Source organism: Arthrobacter saudimassiliensis (genome assembly GCF_059090665.1).
In genome coordinates this window covers 1281543-1300753 of record NZ_JBNHFX010000001.1, presented here as the reverse complement: position 1 = coordinate 1300753, position 19211 = coordinate 1281543, and the positions used below count along the sequence as shown (strand labels likewise).

Below are 19211 nucleotides of genomic sequence, written 5' to 3'. Positions count from 1 at the left end.
AACTGAACTGAAGGCGGGGGCCTTCCGACACCTGTCGGAAGGCCCCCGCCTTTCTCTGTCAGGGCTCGATGTCCCCCAGTGCCGGCGGTGACGGCGGCAGCGGCGCCCTGCGCCGGCCCCGCCTCGGCGTCCACCTCCCGGAGGACTGGATGACCACCGCGAGGCCCGCCAGGATCAGCGCCAGCCCGGCGTAGGTGCCGGCCGGCAGCTGCTCGCCCAGGAACACGGCGGCCAGCAGGGCCGCTCCGGGAATCTCCAGCAGGATGATCATGGACACCACCAGCGGTGAGATGACCGCCAGCAGATGGTTGAACACCGTGTGGCCCAGCAGCTGCGCCGCGATGGTGACGCCCACGATCCCGGCCCACGCCGCCGGAGGGAACGAGACGAGCGGCTGGCGGAAGATCAGGCACATTCCCAGCAGGACCAGAGCGCACGCTCCGTAGCAGAGAGTGGTGTAGGTGGCCGTGTTCATGCTGGCCCGGGCCTTGCCCCCGGCAATGGTGTAGACGGCCGCCAGCAGCCCGCCGGCCAGTGCCAGCAGGTCCCCCAGCAGCGCCTCCCGGGAGAGCGCGAAGTCGAAGCCGGAGATCACCAGGACGCCGACGAACGCGGCCCCGAGGCCGGCCAGCAGGCGGGCGCCCACCGGGGTGCCGCTCAGCAGATTGAACAGGGCGATCCATCCGGCCTGCAGGCACACCAGGGCCGTGGCGGCAGCCACGGAGGTCATCTGCAGTGCGGTGATGAAGCAGGCGAAGTGCAGCGCCAGGGAAAGCGCCGCCACCGCGGTCCACCGGTACTCCGCGGCGGTCAGGCCGCGGATCCGGATCCGGCCACGGGCCGCGGACGGCAGCCCGATGGCTGCGGCGCCCAGGGCGTTGCGCCAAAACGCGATGGCCAGGGCGGGAGCGGCGGTGGCGGCCATGATGGGGCCGGAGGCGGAGACGCCGAGCACGCCGATGACGGCGAGGAGGAAGGTCACCTCGAAAGCCTACTGTTCCGCGGCGGCCAACCGCGGCAGCCGGCCCACGGTAAATCCCGGCGGCTGCACCGGGAGTTCATCCCGGCTGGCGGTTAAACACGGAAGGGTTCCGGCTGATTGCCGGAACCCTTCCATTCGGTGGAGGCACGGGGACTCGAACCCCGAACCCCCTGCTTGCAAAGCAGGTGCGCTACCAATTGCGCCATGCCCCCGTGGGCGAAGCTACTCGACCTTGTCGGTGGCTTCCTTCCAGACTGCCTTCTCAGCGGCACTTTCCTGCCACCTGCGATAGGCGAAGACTCCCGCGACCGCCGCCGCAGCGAATGCGACCAACTTCTTCACGGAGCCTCCTTTTTCTGGTGGTCGACCGGCAATGCCGGCCTTCCGTGGGCGTACCAGGACTTGAACCTGGGACCTCTTCGTTATCAGCGAAGCGCTCTAACCGCCTGAGCTATACGCCCCGATTACCTCTCGGGCCGAGATAAGACTCTACCGCACTTCTCACCGGTTGCCAAAACCGGCGGGCATTCCGGGGCCGGTGCGGTGTACCGGCCCCGGAATCCGTCAGTCGTCGGTGAGGGTGACGCCGATGCCGCCGACCAGGGTGGAGGCGATGTTGTAAAGCACCGCGGCCAGCATCGACAGGGCAGTCAGCAGCAGGACATTCACGACGGCGATGATGGTCGCGAAGGAGACCACCTGGCCGAGCGACGCGAAGTCCCGCAGGTCGAAGCCGCCGGACTCGGTGCCGGCGATTTCCCCGAGCAGGTCGTTGACCCGGTCGAAGATGCCGGTCAGGTCCAGCACGGTCCAGAGCACGATGGCCGCAATGACCGTCACGACGCCCAGGGCGACGGAGAGCAGGAAGGCCATCTTCAGCACGGACCAGGGGTCCACCTTGCTGACCAGCAGGCGGGCACGCCGTGCCTTGGCCTTTGGAGCGGGCCGAACCAGCGGCTGCCGGTTGCCGTTGCCCTGACCGCCGCCAGGGCGCTGTGCAGGCCGTGCCGGCGTCTTCACGCGCGGGCCCGCACCCGAGGTCGCCCTAGGGTTTGAGTTGGTCGAGCTCACTCACTACCTCCATTTTGCTCTTCCGGCCCGCCGGCCGTTTGGTCTGTAGACAACCGTACTTCATCGGTCATCGAGTCCACAGGTTCGGTTGCGGGCTCCGGAGCCGGTCCGTCGTCCTCGCCGGTCTCCTCGATGGACAGCTGGCGCTCCGAGTTGCGGGCGACGGCAATGATCCGGTCATTCTTGTCCGGCTTGGCGAAAATGACGCCCATGGTGTCGCGGCCCGTCGCGTTCACGCCGTTCACGGCGGAACGGACGACCTTGCCGCCCTGCATGACCACCAGGACCTCGTCGCCGTCCTGGACCACCATGGCCCCGACCAGGTGGCCGCGGTCCTCGACGAACTTGCCGACCTTGATGCCCAGGCCGCCGCGGCCCTGCACCCGGTATTCCTCCACGCTGGTCTTCTTCGCGTAGCCGCCCTCGGTCACGGTGAAGACAAACGAGTCCTCGGTGACGACGTCGGCCGCCAGCAGTTCGTCGTCCTCGCGGAACTTCATGCCGGTGACGCCGGAGGTGGCCCGGCCCATCGGGCGCAGCGCGTCGTCGGAGGCGGTGAAGCGCAGCGACTGGCCCTTGCGGGAGACCAGCATCAGGTCGTCCGTTTCCGAGACCAGCTGGGCGGAGACCAGCTCGTCGCCCTCGCGCAGGTTGATCGCGATCACGCCGGCGGACCGGTTGGTGTCGTAGTCGGCCAGGCGGGTCTTCTTCACCAGGCCCCGCTTGGTGGCCAGCACCAGGTACGGGGCGGCGTCGTAGTTCGGCAGGTCCAGCACCTGGGCGATGTGCTCGTCCGGCTGGAAGGCCAGCAGGTTCGCCACGTGCTGGCCCTTGGCGTCGCGCCCGCCCTCGGCCAGCTCGTACGCCTTGGCCCGGTAGACCCGGCCCAGGTTGGTGAAGAACAGCAGCCAGTGGTGCGTGGTGGTGACGAAGAAGTGCTCGACGACGTCGTCGCCGCGCAGCTGGGCGCCGCGGATACCCTTGCCGCCGCGGTGCTGGGCGCGGTAGTTGTCGCTGCGGGTGCGCTTGACGTAGCCGCCGCGGGTGATGGTGACGACCATTTCCTCTTCGGGAATCAGGTCTTCCATGCTCATGTCGCCGTCGAAGCCCGCCACGATCTGGGTCCGCCGGTCATCGCCGTGCTTGTCGACGATTTCCTGCAGTTCCTCGCTCACGATGGTGCGCTGGAGTTCGTCGGAGGCCAGGATTTCGTTGTACTCGGCGATCTCCGCCTCCAGCTTGGCGTGCTGGTCCTGGATCTTCTGCCGTTCCAGGGCGGCCAGGCGGCGCAGCTGCATGTCCAGGATGGCCTGGGACTGGATTTCGTCGATCTCGAGCAGGCCCATCAGGCCGTTGCGGGCGTCCTCGACGGTGGTGGACCGCCGGATCAGGGCGATGACCTCATCGAGGGCGTCCAGGGCCTTGAGCAGGCCGCGCAGGATGTGGGCGGCCTCCTCGGCCTTCCGCAGCCGGTAGCGGGTGCGCCGGACGATGACTTCCAGCTGGTGGTTGACCCAGTGCCGGACGAACGCGTCGAGGCTGAGCGTGCGGGGCACGCCGTCGACGATCGCCAGCATGTTGGCGCCGAAGTTCTCCTGCAGCTGGGTGTGCTTGTAGAGGTTGTTCAGCACCACCTTGGCCACGGCGTCGCGCTTGAGCACGATCACCAGGCGCTGGCCGGTGCGGCCGGAGGTCTCGTCGCGCAGGTCGGCGATGCCGGTGACCTTGCCGTCCTTGACCAGTTCGGCGATCTTCACCGCCAGGTTGTCCGGGTTGGCCATGTAGGGCAGCTCGGTGACGACCAGGCAGGTGCGGTTCTGGATCTCCTCGACGTTGACCACCGCGCGCATGGTGATCGAGCCGCGGCCGGTGCGGTAGGCCTCCTCGATGCCCTTGCGGCCCAGGATCTGGGCGCCGGTGGGGAAGTCGGGGCCCTTGACCCGCTTGAGCAGCTCCTCGAGCAGCTCCTCGCTGGTGGCCTCGGGGTTGCGCAGGTACCACTGCACGCCGTCGGCGACCTCGCGGAGGTTGTGCGGCGGGATGTTGGTGGCCATGCCGACGGCGATGCCGGAAGAGCCGTTGACCAGCAGGTTCGGGAACCGGGCCGGCAGGATGGTCGGCTCGAGGTTCTTGCCGTCGTAGTTGGGCTGGAAGTCGACGGTCTCCTCGTCGATGTCCCGGACCATTTCCATGGCCAGCTGGGCCATCTTGGTTTCGGTGTACCGGGGGGCGGCGGCGCCGTCGTTGCCGGGGGAGCCGAAGTTACCCTGGCCCAGGGCGAGCGGGTAGCGCATGACCCAGTCCTGGATCAGGCGGACCAGTGCATCGTAGATCGCCGAGTCGCCGTGCGGGTGGTACTGGCCCATGACCTCGCCGACCACGCGGGCGCACTTGTTGAACGAGCGCTCCGGGCGGTAGCCGCCGTCGAACATCGCGTACAGCACCCGGCGGTGCACGGGCTTCAGCCCGTCGCGCACGTCCGGCAGCGCGCGGCCCACGATGACGGCCATCGCGTAGTCCAGGTAGGAGCGCTGCATCTCGGTCTGCAGGTCGATCTGCTCGACGCGGTCCATCACGGTCCCGGTCAGCGGCTCGCCGTCGGCCGGTACCTCGGGAGTCTCATCACTCATTTGTCAGTTCCGTTCTGGTTCTTTCGAAGAAAGTCTGTCCGCGCCCTCCGCCGGAGGCTGCGCGGCGGCGGCGCCGGATCCGGGTCCGGCGCCGCCCTGTCCGGGCCGGCCTCAGATGTCGAGGAAGCGCACGTCCTTGGCGTTCTGCTGGATGAACTGGCGGCGGGATTCGACGTCCTCGCCCATCAGGACGGAGAACACCTGGTCCGCAGCGGCGGCGTCGTCCATGGTCACCTGCAGCAGGGTGCGGTGCTCGGGGTCCATGGTGGTGTCCCACAGTTCGGTGTAGTCCATCTCGCCCAGGCCCTTGTACCGCTGGATGCCGTTCTCCTTGGGCAGCCGCTGGCCGTTCGCGAGTCCGCGGGCGACGGTCTCGTCGCGCTCCCGGTCGCTGAAGACATAGTCGTGCGGATGGTTGGACCACTTGATGCGGTACAGCGGCGGCTGGGCCAGGTACACGTAGCCATGCTCGATCAGCGGGCGCATGTAGCGGAACAGCAGCGTCAGCAGCAGCGTGGTGATGTGCTGGCCGTCAACGTCGGCATCGGCCATCAGCACGATCTTGTGATAGCGGGCCTTCTCGACGTCGAAGTCCTCGCCGATGCCGGCGCCGAACGCGGTGATCATGGCCTGGACTTCGGCGTTGCTCAGGGCCCGGTCCAGCCGGGCCCGCTCGACGTTCAGGATCTTGCCGCGCAGCGGGAGGATGGCCTGGGTCTCCGGGTTGCGTCCGCGCACCGCGGATCCGCCGGCGGAGTCGCCCTCGACGATGTAGATCTCGGACTTCGACGGATCCTTCGAGGAGCAGTCCTTCAGCTTGCCCGGCATGCCGCCGGATTCCAGCAGCCCCTTGCGGCGGGTGGATTCGCGCGCCTTGCGGGCCGCCATCCGCGCCTGGGAGGCCTGGATGGACTTGCGGATGACGTCGCGGGCCGGGCCCGGGTTGCGCTCCAGCCAGTCGCCGAGCTGATCGGTGACCACGCGCTGCACGAAGCCCTTGGCCTCGGAGTTGCCCAGCTTGGTCTTGGTCTGGCCCTCGAACTGGGGTTCGGCCAGCTTCACGGAGATGACGGCGGTCAGGCCCTCGCGGATGTCCTCGCCGGTGAGGTTGTCATCCTTGTCCTTGATGATGTTCTTTTCCCGCGCGTACCGGTTGATCAGCGAGGTCATGGCGGCGCGGAACCCCTCCTCGTGGGTGCCGCCCTCATGGGTGTTGATCGTGTTGGCGTAGGTGTGGACGCTCTCCGAGTAGGCGGTGGTCCACTGCATGGCCATCTCGACGGCGATCTTGCGGTCGCCGTCCTCGGTTTCGAAGGCGATGATGTCGTCGTGGATGACCTCGACCTTCTTCGAGGAGTTCAGGAAGTGGACGTAGTCCAGCAGGCCCTGCTCGTAGTGGTACTCGACGGTCCGGTGCGCCGGCGTCTCGCCGGCGTCGCCCGCGTCCTCGTTTTCGGCGATCTCCTCGTTGTCTTCGGCGGGAGCCCGCTCGTCGGTGAGGATGATCTTCAGGCCCTTGTTGAGGAAGGCCATCTGCTGGAACCGGGCGCGAAGCGTCTCGAAGTCGAACTCGGTGCTCTCGAAGATCTCCGGGTCCGGGTAGAAGGTCTGGGTGGTGCCGGTCTCGTCGGTTTCCTCACCCTTGACCAGGCCGCCCTGGGGGTGGCCGCCGTCGGCGAAGCTCTGCCGCCAGACGTGGCCCTGGCGGCGGACCTCGGTGTCCACCCGCTTGGACAGGGCGTTGACGACGGAGATGCCCACGCCGTGCAGGCCGCCTGAGACGGCGTAGCCGCCGCCGCCGAACTTGCCGCCGGCATGCAGGATGGTCATGACGACCTGCACCGTGGGCAGGCCCTCGGTGGGATGGATGTCCACGGGGATGCCGCGGCCGTTGTCCCGCACCCGCACGCCGCCGTCGGCAAGGAGGGTGATTTCGATCCGGTCGCAGTAGCCGGCAAGGGCCTCATCGACGGAGTTGTCCACCACTTCGTAGACCAGGTGGTGCAGGCCGCGGGGTCCGGTGGAACCGATGTACATGCCCGGGCGCTTGCGGACGGCTTCCAGGCCTTCCAGGACGGTGATTTCATTCGCCCCGTACTCCGCGGGGGTGGCCTTTTCCGGATCGGTGTGATGCTCTGGAGTTAGCTCCGTGTTGTCCATCTCATTGTCGTTAGCCACAGGTGCTGTCGACTCCTCTTGTGTTGGTCTTGACCGACGCATGCCGGCGCCTCCCCGGCGCGGATAGGCATCCTTGTCCATTCTACCGTGCCGGCAGGGACAATCCGGTCCAAAACACCCTCCAGGAGGGCAGGAAACCGGGTTTTGAGCCGGTGCCGACCCCCGGCACGGGAACGGATACCTCCGAAGGGGTTTTCCCGCCGCTAATCGGCCACTGCGGGATCCGCCGGACCTCCCGCCGGAGCCCCGCCACGACGGCCGCCCCTCCGCGGTCCTCCTACCCGTAGGTGTCGCGCGGACCGCGGCCCTTCACGCTGCGGGCGCCCCGGCGCCAGTTGGGCGCCGCCGGCCCGAGCACCTGGATGCGGGTGACGACGCCGGCACCCAGCGCCTCGTCGAAGCGGGCGATCAGGGCCGGGCGCAGCAGGCGCAGCTGAGTGGCCCAGGCGGTGGAGTCGCAGCGCACCTGCAGCGTGGTGTCGGAGAACGATTCGGGACGGCAGTGGGCGGCCACCTCGCGGCCCACCAGCTCGTCCCAGCGGGCGATCACCGAACCGACCGCCACGGGGGAGTTCCAGCCGCGTTCGCTGACGAATCGGCTGAAGACCGAGCCCAGGCCCTGCGGGTCCCGGCCGACGTATTCTCCGGGAACAAAGGGCTGCCGGCGCTTCGGGGTGCCTTTGCGGCGCGGGCCGGCGGTGCGGTGCTCGCCGCGCGCCCGCGCGGCGTCGCGCATGCGGTTCAGCTGGGCCTGCGCGGCATCCGGACCCAGCGGCTCCGCTTCCTGGCCGCCGGATTTCGCGGGCACGCCGGCGCCGGACTCCGGCGGTTCAGCGGACGGGCTCACGCACGCCTCCGGGCACCACGGTGATCTGTTCGCCCGACAGGGCACCGGGGATGTCATCGCCGACGGCGGCGGTCACCAGGACCTGTTCGGCGCCGGTGACGATGCCGGCCAGGCGCTCCCGCCGGGCGGCATCCAGTTCCGCGAATACGTCGTCCAGGATCAGGATCGGCCCGGAGCCGGGGCGGTCATCGTCGTCGGCCAGCAGGTAGTAGGAGCCCAGGCGCAGGGCCAGGGCAAAGGACCAGGTCTCCCCGTGCGACGCGTAGCCCTTCGCCGGCGCCCGGCCGAGCATCAGCTCCACTTCGTCCCGGTGCGGTCCCACCAGCGAGGTGCCGCGGTCGACCTCCCGCCGTCGCGCGGCGGCAAAGGCCGCCAGATAGCGGTCAGTCAGCTCTGCGGTGTTCAGGCCAAGCAGGTCCCGCGGATCGGGACCCGCAGCCGCCGACCCGTCTTCGTCCACCGGCCCGAGCAGGGTGGAGCGGTACAGGGCGGAGACCGCCTTCGATCCGTCCGTCAGGTCCCGGTAGGCCGCCTGCAGGTGGGGTTGGATGCGGTCCAGCGCCGCCAACCGCGCCGCGGTCAGCTCGGCTCCGGCCACGGCCATGTGCTGGTCCCAGACATCGAGCGTCGCTTCATGCGCCGAGGTGAACCGGCCCGCGGCGCGTGCGGATTTCAACAGGGCGTTGCGCTGCTTGAGGACCCGGTCGTATTCCGTACGGGTGGCCGCGTGCCGGGGGACCAGGGCCACGATCAGCTCATCCAGGAAACGCCTCCGGCTGCCTGGATCGCCTTTCACCAGCGCCAGGTCCTCCGGCGCGAAAAGCACCGTTCTGCACAGGCCGAGGATGTCCCGCGCGCGGACCGGGTTTGCCCTGTTGATCCGCGCCCGGTTGGCGCGGCCGGGGTTCAGCTCCAGTTCCAGGGTCGTCGCCTGCGAAGCCCGGACCAGCCGGGCCCTGATCATCGCCTGGGCAGCGTCGAAGGAGACCAGGGGAGCGTCGGAGCTGACCCGGTGGGAGGACAGCGACGCCAGGTATCCGATGGCCTCGACGATGTTGGTCTTTCCGGTGCCGTTGGGACCGACGAAGACGGTCACGCCGGGGCGGAGGGCAAGGTCCAGCTGGTCATAGCTGCGGAAGGAGGTGAGCGAAAGCTGGTCGATATACATCAGGCCTCAACCTCCAAGGGCGGCCGCGGCGGGATCGCAGAAGCATTCCGCATGAAGCATATACCCCTTATATTCCTTGTTTTGAATATATCGCGGGCTGCCCGCTCCCGCCTGCGAGCCGGCCCGGAGGCGGTCCCCGGACCCTCGGCAGCCGGTGCCGTTCCGGGTGGCGGACCGGTCGGTCCGGTGCAGATCCACCGGGCCGGCCGTCCGCGCTGCAGGATACCCGGGCTGCTACTGGTTGGGCAGGCGGACCGGCATCAGCAGGTAGCGGTAGTCTTCCTTGTCCTCGCCGTTGAGGTCCTCCTGCGCCGAAATGACCGCGGGCTTGGGCGGGGTCGTGAAGGAGAACCGCACGTACTTGCTGGGGAAGGCCCCCAGGCCCTCACTCAGGTAGTGCGGGTTGAACGCCACCGTGATGTCGTCCCCGACCAGTGCGGCCTCGAGGACCTCGGAGGCCTGGGCGTCCTCGCCGGTGCCGGCGTCGAGGGCCACCTGCCCGTCAGTGAAGGCCAGCCGCACCGGAGTGTTCCGCTCAGCGACCAGGGAGACACGGCGGACCGCTTCCACCAAGGCGCTGGTTTCCACCGTGGCGTGGATCGCGGTGTTCTCGGGGAACAGGCTGCGGATCTTGGGGTAGTCGCCGTCGACCAGCAGCGATGTCGTCCGCCGGCCGCCGCTTTCGAAGCCGATCAGTTCGCTGTTCTCCGAGAGTGCAATGCTGAGGTCGCCGCCGCCGCCGAGGGTCTTGGCCACTTCGCTGAGCGTCTTGGCCTTGACCAGCGCGCTCGTGGACAGACCCGGAACGGACGGCTTCCAGGGCAGCTCACGAAGGGCCAGCCGGTAGCGGTCGGTAGCCAGGAAGGTGATGAGATCGTCCTCGATTTCCATCCGGACGCCCGTCAGGATGGGCAGGGTGTCATCACGGCTTGCGGCGATGATCACCTGGGACACCGCCTGTGCAAACGCATCGCCGTCAACGACGCCGCTGACATCGGGAAGGGCGGGAAGTTCCGGATATTCCCCGACCGGCATGGTGGCGAGGTTGAAGTGCGAGTTGCGGCAGGTGAGGGAGACCTTGGAGCCGTCGGTCTCCACCTCCACCGGTGCGGACGGCAGGCTGCGGCAGATCTCGGCCAGGAGCCGGCCGGAAACCAGGATGGTTCCTTCTTCGCTGATGTCGGCAGGAATGTGCAGCCGCGCCGAAATCTCGTAATCGAAGCTGGCCAGGCTCAGCACTCCGGCTTCCGCACGGATCAGCAGGCCGGACAGCACAGGCACCGGCGGGCGGGGGGAGAGGGAACGCGCTGTCCAGGTGACGGCCTCGGCCAGGACATCCCGCTCAACTCTGAACTTCACTGCAGGGTGCCGCCTTTCGCAACATACGACTCAGTACGGTTTCGGTACTTCTCAGGATGGGCGGGGGACCGCCGCAGCGGCGCGGGGCAGTCCCCGGACCGAATGACAACAATACCCCGCTCACAGCTTAGCCCCAGCGGCCGGTGCCTGCATCGGCGAAGGGCCCCGGCTTCAGGGCCAAGGATGGGCCCGTCTTGTGGTCTTCGGATGGGCGAGGTCGGGAACTTGTTATTTGGTGGAGCCAAATTTCTTAAGATCCGTAGTGTTAATAACTTCTGTGGAAACTGTGGATAACCCCGGCCGGCGGCGCGGCCACACCGATTCGGCCTGTGGACAAGATGTGGACCTGCTGCCGCCGCGGCAGACCGGGCCTGTGGGGAAGATTTCGTGTAGTTCGACGGTCCACAGCGGAGGACCTTTAACCACGGGTTATGCACCGGGTTATCCACAACCTTGTCCACAAATGTTAATTTCGAGCCCCTGCGGGGCTCGGGAACGGCCTGGCGGCCGGCCCGGTCAGGCCTCGCGCTGCTGCTGCTTGATCCGGTTGGTCAGCTCGGTGACCTGGTTGTAGATGGCGCGCCGTTCGGCCATGAGTTCGCGGATCTTGCGGTCGGCGTGGATCACGGTGGTGTGGTCGCGACCCCCCAGCTCCTGGCCGATCTTGGGCAGTGACATGTCCGTCAGTTCCCGGCAGAGGTACATGGCGATCTGCCGCGCCGTGACCAGGGTGCGCGTCCGCGACTTGCTGCAGAGCTCCTCCAGGCTGATCTGGAAGTACGCGGCGGTCTGGCCAAGGATGGAGGCTGCGGTAATTTCCTGTGCACCGTCATCGGTGATGAGGTCCTTCAGCACGATTTCGGCGAGGCCGACGTCGACCTGCTGCCGGTTGAGGCTGGCGAACGCCGTGACGCGGATGAGGGCACCTTCGAGCTCACGGATGTTGGTGGAGATCTTCGAAGCGATGTACTCGAGCACGTCGTCGGGAGCGCTCAGGCTGTCGCCGATGGCCTTCTTGCGAAGGATGGCGATGCGGGTCTCCAGTTCGGGCGGCTGCACATCGGTCAGCAGGCCCCACTCGAAGCGTGAACGCATCCGTTCCTCGAAGCCTGAGAGCTGCTTGGGCGGCAGGTCGGAGGTGATGACCACCTGCTTGTTGTGATTGTGCAGGGCATTGAAGGTGTGGAAGAACTCTTCCTGCGTTGCGTCCTTGTTGGCCAGGAACTGGATGTCATCGATCAGCAGGATGTCGACGTTGCGGTAGAGCTGCTTGAAGCTGGCACCTTCGTCGTACCGGATGGAGTTGATGAAGTCGTTGGTGAACTCCTCGGAGTTCACGTAGCGCACACGGATCCCGTTGTAGAGGTGCCGGGCGTAGTGGCCGATGGCATGCAGCAGGTGGGTCTTGCCGAGGCCCGAATCGCCGTAGATGAACAGCGGGTTGTAGGCCTTGGCCGGGGCCTCGGCCACCGCCACCGCCGCGGCGTGGGCGAACCGGTTCGAGGAGCCGATGACGAAGGTCTCGAAGACGTACTTCGGGTTCAGCCTGCCGAACTCCTGCGAGTTGCTCGGCGGTGAGGGAGCCGGGGCGCCGCTCTCACCCCCGGGGACGGGGCTGGGCGTTTCCTGGGCCGGTTCCTGCTCGGGCTCCGGTTCAAGCACCGGGGTCATGTCAGGGTCGATGACGAAGGCGCACTGGATGTCCGCCTGGAAGACATCGCGGAGGACGTCGTCGAGGATGTTCTTGAGCTGTGTCTGCAGCACTTCCCGGGTGAGCTCGTTGGGAACTGCCACCAGCAAAGTGGTGCCGATCAGGCCCTGAGCCTGGGCGAGGACGACGAATCCCCTCTGGCGGGGTGAAACGCGGTCATCACCTTCCAGCGTCCGGATGACCTTCCGCCAGGAGCTTCCGACGTCGTTGCTTTCGTCCGTACCCACGCAAACCTCTCATGACGCATCCGTTTGGATGCCGTCGATGCTACTTGGCAGCCGCACCGGCTGCCGGCCTTCATCCACAGGGTTATGCACAGAAGTGGATAAAAACGGCCCGTGCCCAGACTAGAGGATGAACCGCCCCGGGGGTAGCTGGAAATCCGGGCGCCGGCGGCGATGGGACGGTCCTCACACGGCAGCGCGTCCGCCTTCGGGAGCGTCGCTTTCTCCACAGCTGTTGATAAGGTTGTTCATCCCTGTGGACATCCTCCGGTTTGACTGCTCAGGGCTGCTCCTCTAACGTGGGATAGTCCTTTGTGTCTGCTGCTTGCGCTCATGCATGCCCAGCCGGGGTTCTGGAAACTAGGGATCCAGGGTCCGGGTGAGCCGCGGCGGATACATGAAATACGCGCCGCTTGTTCTTCCCCCTTGTTGCAGCAAGCAGGGCGCATCTTCCGATCGTCTTGGAGTAACTACCGTGAGCAAGCGGACTTTTCAGCCGAATAACCGCCGTCGTGCCAAGAAGCACGGCTTCCGCCTTCGCATGCGTACCCGCGCCGGGCGTGCCATTCTTTCCGCACGCCGCGCCAAGGGCCGCACCGAACTGTCGGCCTAACCAGTTCTTCCGTTGTCGATGCTGCATCTGCGCAGCTTGACCGGCTTCCGGGTGGCGTGAATGCTGCCTCAGCGGAACCGGGTGCGGACGTCGACTGACTTCACGAACACCGTACGTTCCGGTGCCCGCAGCGGGCGCCGGAACGTAGTTCTATACGCAGTCGCCAACGGCGGCGGTCCCACACGGGTGGGCTTCATCGTTGCCCGGAATGTGGGGAACGCCGTGACCCGGAACCTCGTTAAGAGGAGACTGAGGGAAGCGGCCGCCCGTGAGATTTCCGTACGCCCGTCCGGGCTGGACGTTGTGGTTCGGGCGCTGCCGGCATCGGCATCGGCCTCGTGGCAGCAGCTGTCCGCCGATTTCGGTTCCGCCCTGGGAACGTGCAGGAAGAAACTGGCGCAGAATGACCTCAGGCAGGGGATGGTGAAACAGCAATGAGCAGCCCCTCGGGCGGTTTCCTCGCACGGTGGGCCGTTACGGCCGGCCGTGTGGTGTGGAACCTTCCGCGCTACGTGCTCATTGCCGTATTGGTCGCCTACCGGGCGCTGATCTCTCCCCTCTACGGACAGGTCTGCCGGTTCTTCCCGTCCTGTTCGGCATATGCTCTTGAAGCCGTGACGGTCCACGGAGCCGTCCGCGGTTCGTGGCTGGCCGCCCGCCGGCTCATTCGCTGCCATCCGTGGAACGACGGCGGCGTCGACCATGTTCCGCAGGGAAGCAGGACGTGGCGACACGGCCGGGTACCCCGCATCATTGTGCTGAATCACCCCCCGATTCCAGCCGACGAAGACAGCCGCACCGCGGCCTGAGGAGAGAAAATTGGGTTTCTTCGAGACGATTCTGTTCCCCTTTAAGTGGGTGGTCTCCTGGATCATGTGGATCTTCCACGAAGGGTTCGTCTTCGTGGGTATGGATCCTGCCTCGGGCTGGACCTGGACTCTTTCCATCATCGGCCTGGTCATCGTTATCCGGGCCGCCCTGATCCCCGTCTTCGTCAAGCAGATCAAGGCCCAGCGCGGCATGCAGTCCCTGCAGCCGGACCTGCGCAAGCTGCAGCAGAAGTACAAGGGCAAGACCGACCAGCTCTCCCGCCAGGCAATGGTGCAGGAGCAGACGGCGCTGTACAAGAAGCACGGGACCAACCCGTTCGCGGCCTGCCTGCCGATGCTGATCCAGATGCCGTTCTTCTTCGCACTGTTCACGGTGCTCAACGGCGTCTCCTCGGCCAACGACGGCGGCACCGGCATCGGGGCGCTCACTCCCGACGCCATCCGCCAGTTCGACGAGGCGACCATCCTGGGGGCCCCGCTGTCCTCCTCGCTGCTGCATGGTTTCGGCACCGAGGGGCACACCAGCGTCATCGTCCTTTCGATCATCATGATCCTTGCGATGACCGCCTCGCAGTTCATCACGCAGAAGCAGATCATGAGCAAGAACATGTCGGAGGAGGCCCTGGCCTCCCCGTTCATGCGCCAGCAGAAGATGCTGCTCTACGTACTGCCCGTGGTCTTCGGCGTCGGCGGCATCAACTTCCCGATCGGCGTGCTCATCTACTGGACCACCACCAACCTGTGGACCATGGGACAGCAGTTCTTCGTCATCCGCCGCATGCCGACTCCCGGTTCCCCGGCAGCCAAGGCCCTGGCCGAGCGCCGCGCCAAGCGCGGCCTGCCGATGGTGCCCCTGCTGGGCGAGAAGAAGGCTCCCGAGCCGGCCCCGGTTCCTGCGTCCGCCAAGAAGACCCAGCGCCAGCAGCCGCAGCGCAAGAACAGGAAGAAAAAATGAGCACCGAGCACATTGACGAGTCCGTGGATCTTCCTGAGAACGGCCAGGCGGCCACCGGCCGCCTCGAGGAAGAGGGCGACGTCGCCGCGGATTACCTCGAGGAACTGCTCGACATCGCCGACATCGACGGCGACATCGACATCGAGGTGCGCGCCGGCAGGACCTACATCTCAGTGGTCTCCGAAGAAGAGGACAACGCCGCCCTCCAGGCCCTGGTGGGGCCTGACGGAGAGGTGCTCGAGGCACTGCAGGAACTCGCTCGGCTGTCTGTGCTGACGGCTACCGAGAACCGCTCCCGGCTGGTGCTGGACATCACCGGGTACCGGGCCGAGCGCTCCGCCGTGCTGCGCCAGCTGGCCGAGGACGCCGTTGCCCGGGCACGCGAGACGGCCGAGCCGGTGGCCCTGGACCCCATGAGCGCCTACGAGCGGAAGATCGTGCACGACGCCGTTGCCGAGCTGGGCCTCGTCAGCGAGTCCGAGGGCGAGGGCAGCGGACGGCACGTCGTCGTCATGCTCGCCGATGACTGACGACTGAAGCCTCACGGCTCCGCATGAGGCGTGATCGGCACGGGTCCGCAGGGGCCGCACCTGAATGCGGCAGATCGAAGAGGAACAGCACTGTTGGTTGAAATGAGTCCCGAGGAGACCGCCGCAGCCCGGAAGGTCTTTGGTGAGCGGCTGGATCTTGCCCGACGGTACGTGGAACACCTGGCGACATCCGGCATTGAGCGAGGGCTTCTCGGCCCGCGTGAGGTGCCCAGGCTGTGGAGCCGGCATGTGCTGAACTGTGCCGTGGTGGCTGATCTGCTTCCTGAGGGGGCCAGCGTTGCCGATGTCGGCAGCGGGGCGGGACTGCCAGGCCTCTGCCTGGCGATCGCCCGTCCGGACCTGAGCCTTACGCTGATCGAGCCGCTGGAGCGGCGCGTGATCTGGCTGAACGAGGTTGTTGACGATCTCGGGCTGGAAAATGTGACGGTCCTGCGCGGCCGCGCTGAGCAGGTCGCCGCGGATGTGGACGTGGACTTCGCTACGGCCCGCGCTGTGAGCGCGCTGACCGGGCTGGCCCAGCTGACCATACCTCTGCTCAAGGGCAGGGGAGAGGTTCTGGCGATCAAGGGACGCAGCGCCGGCGAGGAAGTGCAGAAGGCCTCGAAGATCATCCGCCGGATGGGCGGACGCCGGACCGAAGTGGTGACCGTGGGCGCTGACGTGCTCGAGGAACCGACCACCGTCGTGCGTATCGTCGTCGGCTCCTGACACCCACCCATTCCAACCGGCGGCTCCATTTCACGGCTCCCGTTCCAGGATCGGCCTGCCCTGGAGATCCGAGGGACTACTCGGACGCCCGCAGCGGCGCCCTCCTGATTTGTCCCCTGCTGCGCTGCGATCCCGGCGATCTAGGCTCTACCCGATAGGCTAGATGCAGTTATTGCCTTGAGTTGGAAAGAGAGCACGTCCCGGTGACTATGCGCGGTTCGGCAGCTAAACGGATTCCCCCCTTTGCAGCGCTGGGGTCTGCCCTGTCGGCGTCGTTTGGACGTCAAAATCAACCGCAGCCGGGTGCCTATGTGGATCCGGCGGCTATCCCGTACGAATCCGTGGCGACGTTTGCCGACAGTTCCACCGTTTCACGTGAAACATCGTCCGTCCCGCCGGCAGTCGAACCGAAGCAGGAGCTGCAGGCGGATCCCGAAGCCGAAGAAGGGGGTGCGACCGCCGGGACTGATCTGGTATCCCCGTCGGTCGACGTCATGGACCTCATGGATGAAAGCACGCCGCTGGCCCGCGAGCTGGCCAGCGAAGCCCGTAGGCGCGAGAAGCTGGCGGGACGGAGCTTCCCCCGACCGGCCGAGACGCGGATCCTCACCGTCAGCAACCAGAAAGGCGGGGTGGGTAAAACCACCACGACCGTCAACCTGGCCGCAGCGCTGGCCACCGCCGGGCTGAACGTCCTGGTGATTGACATCGATCCGCAGGGCAACGCGTCGACTGCCTTGGGGATCGATCACCACGCTGAAGTGGAGAGCATTTACGACGTACTGATCGATGACCTTCCGTTGGGCAAGGTCGTGGCTCCGTGCCCCGATATCAACAACCTGCTGTGCGCGCCGGCAACCATTCACTTGGCCGGAGCAGAGATCGAGCTTGTCTCCCTGGTGGCCCGGGAGCAGAGGCTGAGCAGGGCGATCGCCAAGTATGCCAAGGAGCGGGAAGCCGCAGGCCTGCCGCGGCTGGACTTTATCTTCATCGACTGCCCGCCGAGTCTGGGCCTGCTGACGGTGAATGCCTTCGTGGCCGCCCGTGAGGTGCTCATTCCGATCCAGTGCGAATACTACGCCCTGGAGGGATTGAGCCAGCTCCTGAAGAACATCGAGATGATCCAGAAGCATTTGAATGCCGATCTGGAAGTTTCGACGATCCTGCTGACCATGTACGACGGACGTACCAATCTGGCTGCCCAGGTCGCGGCCGAGGTGCGGGAACACTTCCCGGAGCAGGTGCTGAAGGCCGTGGTGCCGCGCTCGGTCCGGATCTCGGAGGCCCCGAGCTATCAGCAGACGATCATGACCTACGACCCGTCCTCCAGTGGTGCGCTGTCCTATCTCGAGGCTGCAGCCGAGATCGCCCAGCGTCAGTAGACACCACTGCAGCAGTTACCGGGATGTTCGCATCCTGAACCCTACAATGAGTTCACAAGTGATGTGCCGCCGGTTTTTCCTGCGGTAAATGGAAGGACTTACCCGTGACCGAAAAGCGTCGTGGATTGGGCCGCGGGCTGGGCGCCCTCATACCCAGCACACCTGAGGACAGCGAGAACGCAGCAGCGGCTCGCCCCGGACGTCCGGTCGACCTGTTCTTCCCTGCCGGCGGCAGCGGAACCGGCGCGGCCGGAAGGGGAGGCATCAACAAGGACGCCCTGCTGGGGCCGGCTCCCACACGGCGGTCCGCTACGCGCAAACCCGCAGACAAGGCTGCCGCCAAGGCACAGAGCAACGGCACGAACGTAGCTGACAGTGCTGCAGGTTCTCAGGCTGACACCTCGCCCTCCGCGGCCGCCACGGAGGCCCAGGACGCCTCAGAACGTCCTTCCATGACGGCTCAGGGCGGCCGCAGGGGCAAGGCGGCGTCGAAAGCGGGGGAGGAGCCCGTAGAGGCAGGCTCGGAGACAGCCGAAACCGGCGCCGGCGAGGCCGGGAGTTCCGGCAAGGCCAAGCAGAGATCCCGGACCGGTGCCGCAAGCAGCTCGGCAGACGAGTCATCGGTTTCCACCGCGGCCGCCCCGAAATCGCCCCGCAAGTCCAAGAGCGCCACTGCGGCCCCCGCTTCAGCGGCCCGTAAGGCTAAAGCGGGCACCCCCGCGGATGCGCCGGCCCCCGCGAACAGCACGACGGACACGCCCGATGCTGACACTGTTTCACGTGCAACACTTGTTCCGGTCCCGGGTGCAACGTTTGCCGAGCTGCCGCTTGACGCCATCCATCCCAATCGGAAGCAGCCGCGCACCGTCTTTGATGAAGATGCGATGGCTGAGCTGGTGCACTCGATCCGCGAGATCGGGGTCCTGCAGCCGATCGTGGTCCGTCCGTCCAGCGAGGACGACGATGCTCCGTACGAACTGGTCATGGGCGAACGGCGGTGGCGGGCTTCCCGAGAAGCCGGCATGGAGTCGGTTCCTGCGATCATCCGGTCGACTCAGGATGTCGACCTGCTTCGCGACGCCCTCCTCGAGAACCTGCATCGCAGTCAGCTGAATCCGCTGGAAGAAGCCGCCGCTTACCAGCAGCTCCTGGACGACTTTGAATGCTCGCATGAAGAGCTGGCTGAGCGCATCGGGCGCAGCCGACCGCAGATCACCAACACGCTGCGGCTCATGAAGCTGCCTCCTTTGGTACAGCGGAGGCTTGCAGCCGGAGTGCTCTCAGCCGGTCACGCTCGCGCCCTCCTGGGGCTTGCGGAGCCGGCCGACATGGAGAAGTTGGCTCAGCGGATCGTGGCCGAAGGACTCTCGGTTCGGGCGACCGAGGAGCTTGTGTCCCTGAGTGCAGGGGCGAAGCGCGCCACCCGCCAGCAGAAGCCCAAGGAAAATGCGCGGCATGAGCGGCTCGACTACCTGGCCAATGCCCTGTCTGACCGGCTTGATACGAGCGTAAAGATCACGCTGGGTGCCAAGAAGGGTAAGGTCAGCATCGAGTTCGCAAGTGTGGATGACCTTAACCGCATTATGGGTGTCCTAAACCAGCCCGCCGGCTGAACCACTTCGGAAGCGAGGGTACTGTTTCACGTGAAACGGTGCCCTCGCTTCTTTTAACCCAGTCTTTTCCGTCCGCCGCCCTTGCTAACGTCTTCGATCCGTAGGGAGGAGTGGGCGAGGGGCGGAAGAGGTCGGTGCCAGCATCCGGCGGGCTCCTTGGTGGTGGACTGTTGCCCACTTTCACGGGTGCTACTTAGATCGCACCCGCCATCGGCGGGAGTGCGCCCCATGGACCGCGTGGAGAAGCCTGAGGTCATCGAGCGGACAACGTGGCATCGGTGCCCTGTGGTGAAGCTCAGGAAGTTGGATAAAGCCCTCCTACAGCTGACTTCGACCCCAGGCACCGAGCCGAGGATGGTGTGTGGCTCCTCACCGCGGCGAGCAGAACC

General features: G+C 66.4%; 17 protein-coding genes and 2 tRNA genes. 8 read left to right on the top strand and 11 right to left on the bottom strand.

The annotated features are described in order from the left end of the window. Window positions 1-58 precede the first annotated feature (58 nt). The 11 genes from AC5RV6_RS06055 to dnaA form a co-directional block, all read right to left on the bottom strand. The gene (locus AC5RV6_RS06055) at window positions 59-982 is read right to left on the bottom strand and encodes a DMT family transporter (protein WP_494006369.1); all 924 of its coding nucleotides are present in this window, start codon (window positions 980-982) and stop codon (window positions 59-61) included. Window positions 983-1121: 139 nt separating this feature from the next. Continuing rightward, window positions 1122-1194 (bottom strand) — tRNA-Ala (locus AC5RV6_RS06050). 10 nt (window positions 1195-1204) lie between these two features. Next, window positions 1205-1324: a DLW-39 family protein gene (locus AC5RV6_RS06045; RefSeq protein WP_494006368.1), complete on the bottom strand. Its 120-nt coding sequence runs from the start codon at window positions 1322-1324 to the stop codon at window positions 1205-1207. Window positions 1325-1369: 45 nt separating this feature from the next. Further along, window positions 1370-1443: transfer RNA gene (locus AC5RV6_RS06040), tRNA-Ile, on the bottom strand. Between the two features lie 103 nt (window positions 1444-1546). Further along, entirely contained in the window at window positions 1547-2053 is a 507-nt protein-coding gene (locus AC5RV6_RS06035) for a DUF3566 domain-containing protein (RefSeq protein WP_494006367.1), read from the bottom strand. Then, window positions 2050-4683, bottom strand: coding sequence for a DNA gyrase subunit A (gene gyrA, locus AC5RV6_RS06030; protein WP_494006366.1), 2634 nt, complete (start codon window positions 4681-4683; stop codon window positions 2050-2052). Before gyrA ends, AC5RV6_RS06035 begins: the two co-directional genes overlap by 4 nt. Window positions 4684-4794: 111 nt before the next feature. Beyond that, window positions 4795-6843 (bottom strand): DNA topoisomerase (ATP-hydrolyzing) subunit B, encoded by a 2049-nt coding sequence (gene gyrB / locus AC5RV6_RS06025; RefSeq protein ID WP_494006635.1) that lies wholly within the window; start codon window positions 6841-6843, stop codon window positions 4795-4797. A 295-nt stretch (window positions 6844-7138) separates the two neighbouring features. Further along, window positions 7139-7708: a DciA family protein gene (locus AC5RV6_RS06020; protein ID WP_494006365.1), complete on the bottom strand. Its 570-nt coding sequence runs from the start codon at window positions 7706-7708 to the stop codon at window positions 7139-7141. Continuing rightward, on the bottom strand, window positions 7692-8876 hold the full coding sequence (gene recF, locus AC5RV6_RS06015) for a DNA replication/repair protein RecF (protein ID WP_494006364.1): 1185 nt from the start codon (window positions 8874-8876) through the stop codon (window positions 7692-7694). The genes AC5RV6_RS06020 and recF overlap by 17 nt, the downstream gene beginning before the upstream one ends. Window positions 8877-9110: 234 nt before the next feature. After that, a complete protein-coding gene (gene dnaN / locus AC5RV6_RS06010) occupies window positions 9111-10235 on the bottom strand; it encodes a DNA polymerase III subunit beta (protein WP_494006363.1) in 1125 nt (374 codons plus the stop codon). A 516-nt stretch (window positions 10236-10751) separates the two neighbouring features. After that, a complete protein-coding gene (gene dnaA / locus AC5RV6_RS06005; RefSeq protein ID WP_494006362.1) occupies window positions 10752-12173 on the bottom strand; it encodes a chromosomal replication initiator protein DnaA in 1422 nt (473 codons plus the stop codon). A gap of 472 nt (window positions 12174-12645) precedes the next feature. Between dnaA and rpmH the strand changes: the two genes are divergently transcribed. The 8 genes from rpmH (at window position 12646) to AC5RV6_RS05965 (ending at window position 18822) form a co-directional block, all read left to right on the top strand. After that, a complete protein-coding gene (gene rpmH, locus AC5RV6_RS06000; RefSeq protein WP_022889115.1) occupies window positions 12646-12783 on the top strand; it encodes a 50S ribosomal protein L34 in 138 nt (45 codons plus the stop codon). Between the two features lie 60 nt (window positions 12784-12843). Next, window positions 12844-13221, top strand: a complete 378-nt coding sequence (gene rnpA, locus AC5RV6_RS05995; protein WP_494006361.1) for a ribonuclease P protein component — start codon at window positions 12844-12846, stop codon at window positions 13219-13221. Beyond that, on the top strand, window positions 13218-13592 hold the full coding sequence (gene yidD / locus AC5RV6_RS05990; RefSeq protein WP_494006360.1) for a membrane protein insertion efficiency factor YidD: 375 nt from the start codon (window positions 13218-13220) through the stop codon (window positions 13590-13592). The genes rnpA and yidD overlap by 4 nt, the downstream gene beginning before the upstream one ends. 10 nt (window positions 13593-13602) lie before the next feature. Next, entirely contained in the window at window positions 13603-14568 is a 966-nt protein-coding gene (gene yidC / locus AC5RV6_RS05985) for a membrane protein insertase YidC (protein WP_494006359.1), read from the top strand. Then, complete coding sequence (locus AC5RV6_RS05980; RefSeq protein ID WP_494006358.1) at window positions 14565-15098, top strand: Jag family protein; 534 nt, start codon at window positions 14565-14567, stop codon at window positions 15096-15098. The genes yidC and AC5RV6_RS05980 overlap by 4 nt, the downstream gene beginning before the upstream one ends. Before the next feature lie 102 nt (window positions 15099-15200). Further along, window positions 15201-15827, top strand: a complete 627-nt coding sequence (rsmG, locus tag AC5RV6_RS05975; RefSeq protein WP_494006634.1) for a 16S rRNA (guanine(527)-N(7))-methyltransferase RsmG — start codon at window positions 15201-15203, stop codon at window positions 15825-15827. Window positions 15828-16030: 203 nt separating this feature from the next. Then, a complete protein-coding gene (locus AC5RV6_RS05970) occupies window positions 16031-17209 on the top strand; it encodes a ParA family protein (RefSeq protein ID WP_494006357.1) in 1179 nt (392 codons plus the stop codon). Window positions 17210-17661: 452 nt separating this feature from the next. After that, entirely contained in the window at window positions 17662-18822 is a 1161-nt protein-coding gene (locus AC5RV6_RS05965; RefSeq protein WP_494006633.1) for a ParB/RepB/Spo0J family partition protein, read from the top strand. Window positions 18823-19211 lie beyond the last annotated feature (389 nt).

Coding starts and splice junctions, on each gene's coding strand:
- rnpA (WP_494006361.1), top strand. CDS start 12,844: ATGCTGCCTCAGCGGAACCGGGTGCGGACGTCGACTGACTTCACGAAC.
- yidD (WP_494006360.1), top strand. CDS start 13,218: ATGAGCAGCCCCTCGGGCGGTTTCCTCGCACGGTGGGCCGTTACGGCC.
- gyrA (WP_494006366.1), bottom strand. CDS start 4,683: ATGAGTGATGAGACTCCCGAGGTACCGGCCGACGGCGAGCCGCTGACC.
- recF (WP_494006364.1), bottom strand. CDS start 8,876: ATGTATATCGACCAGCTTTCGCTCACCTCCTTCCGCAGCTATGACCAG.
- AC5RV6_RS05980 (WP_494006358.1), top strand. CDS start 14,565: ATGAGCACCGAGCACATTGACGAGTCCGTGGATCTTCCTGAGAACGGC.
- gyrB (WP_494006635.1), bottom strand. CDS start 6,843: ATGGACAACACGGAGCTAACTCCAGAGCATCACACCGATCCGGAAAAG.
- AC5RV6_RS05965 (WP_494006633.1), top strand. CDS start 17,662: ATGACGGCTCAGGGCGGCCGCAGGGGCAAGGCGGCGTCGAAAGCGGGG.
- rsmG (WP_494006634.1), top strand. CDS start 15,201: ATGAGTCCCGAGGAGACCGCCGCAGCCCGGAAGGTCTTTGGTGAGCGG.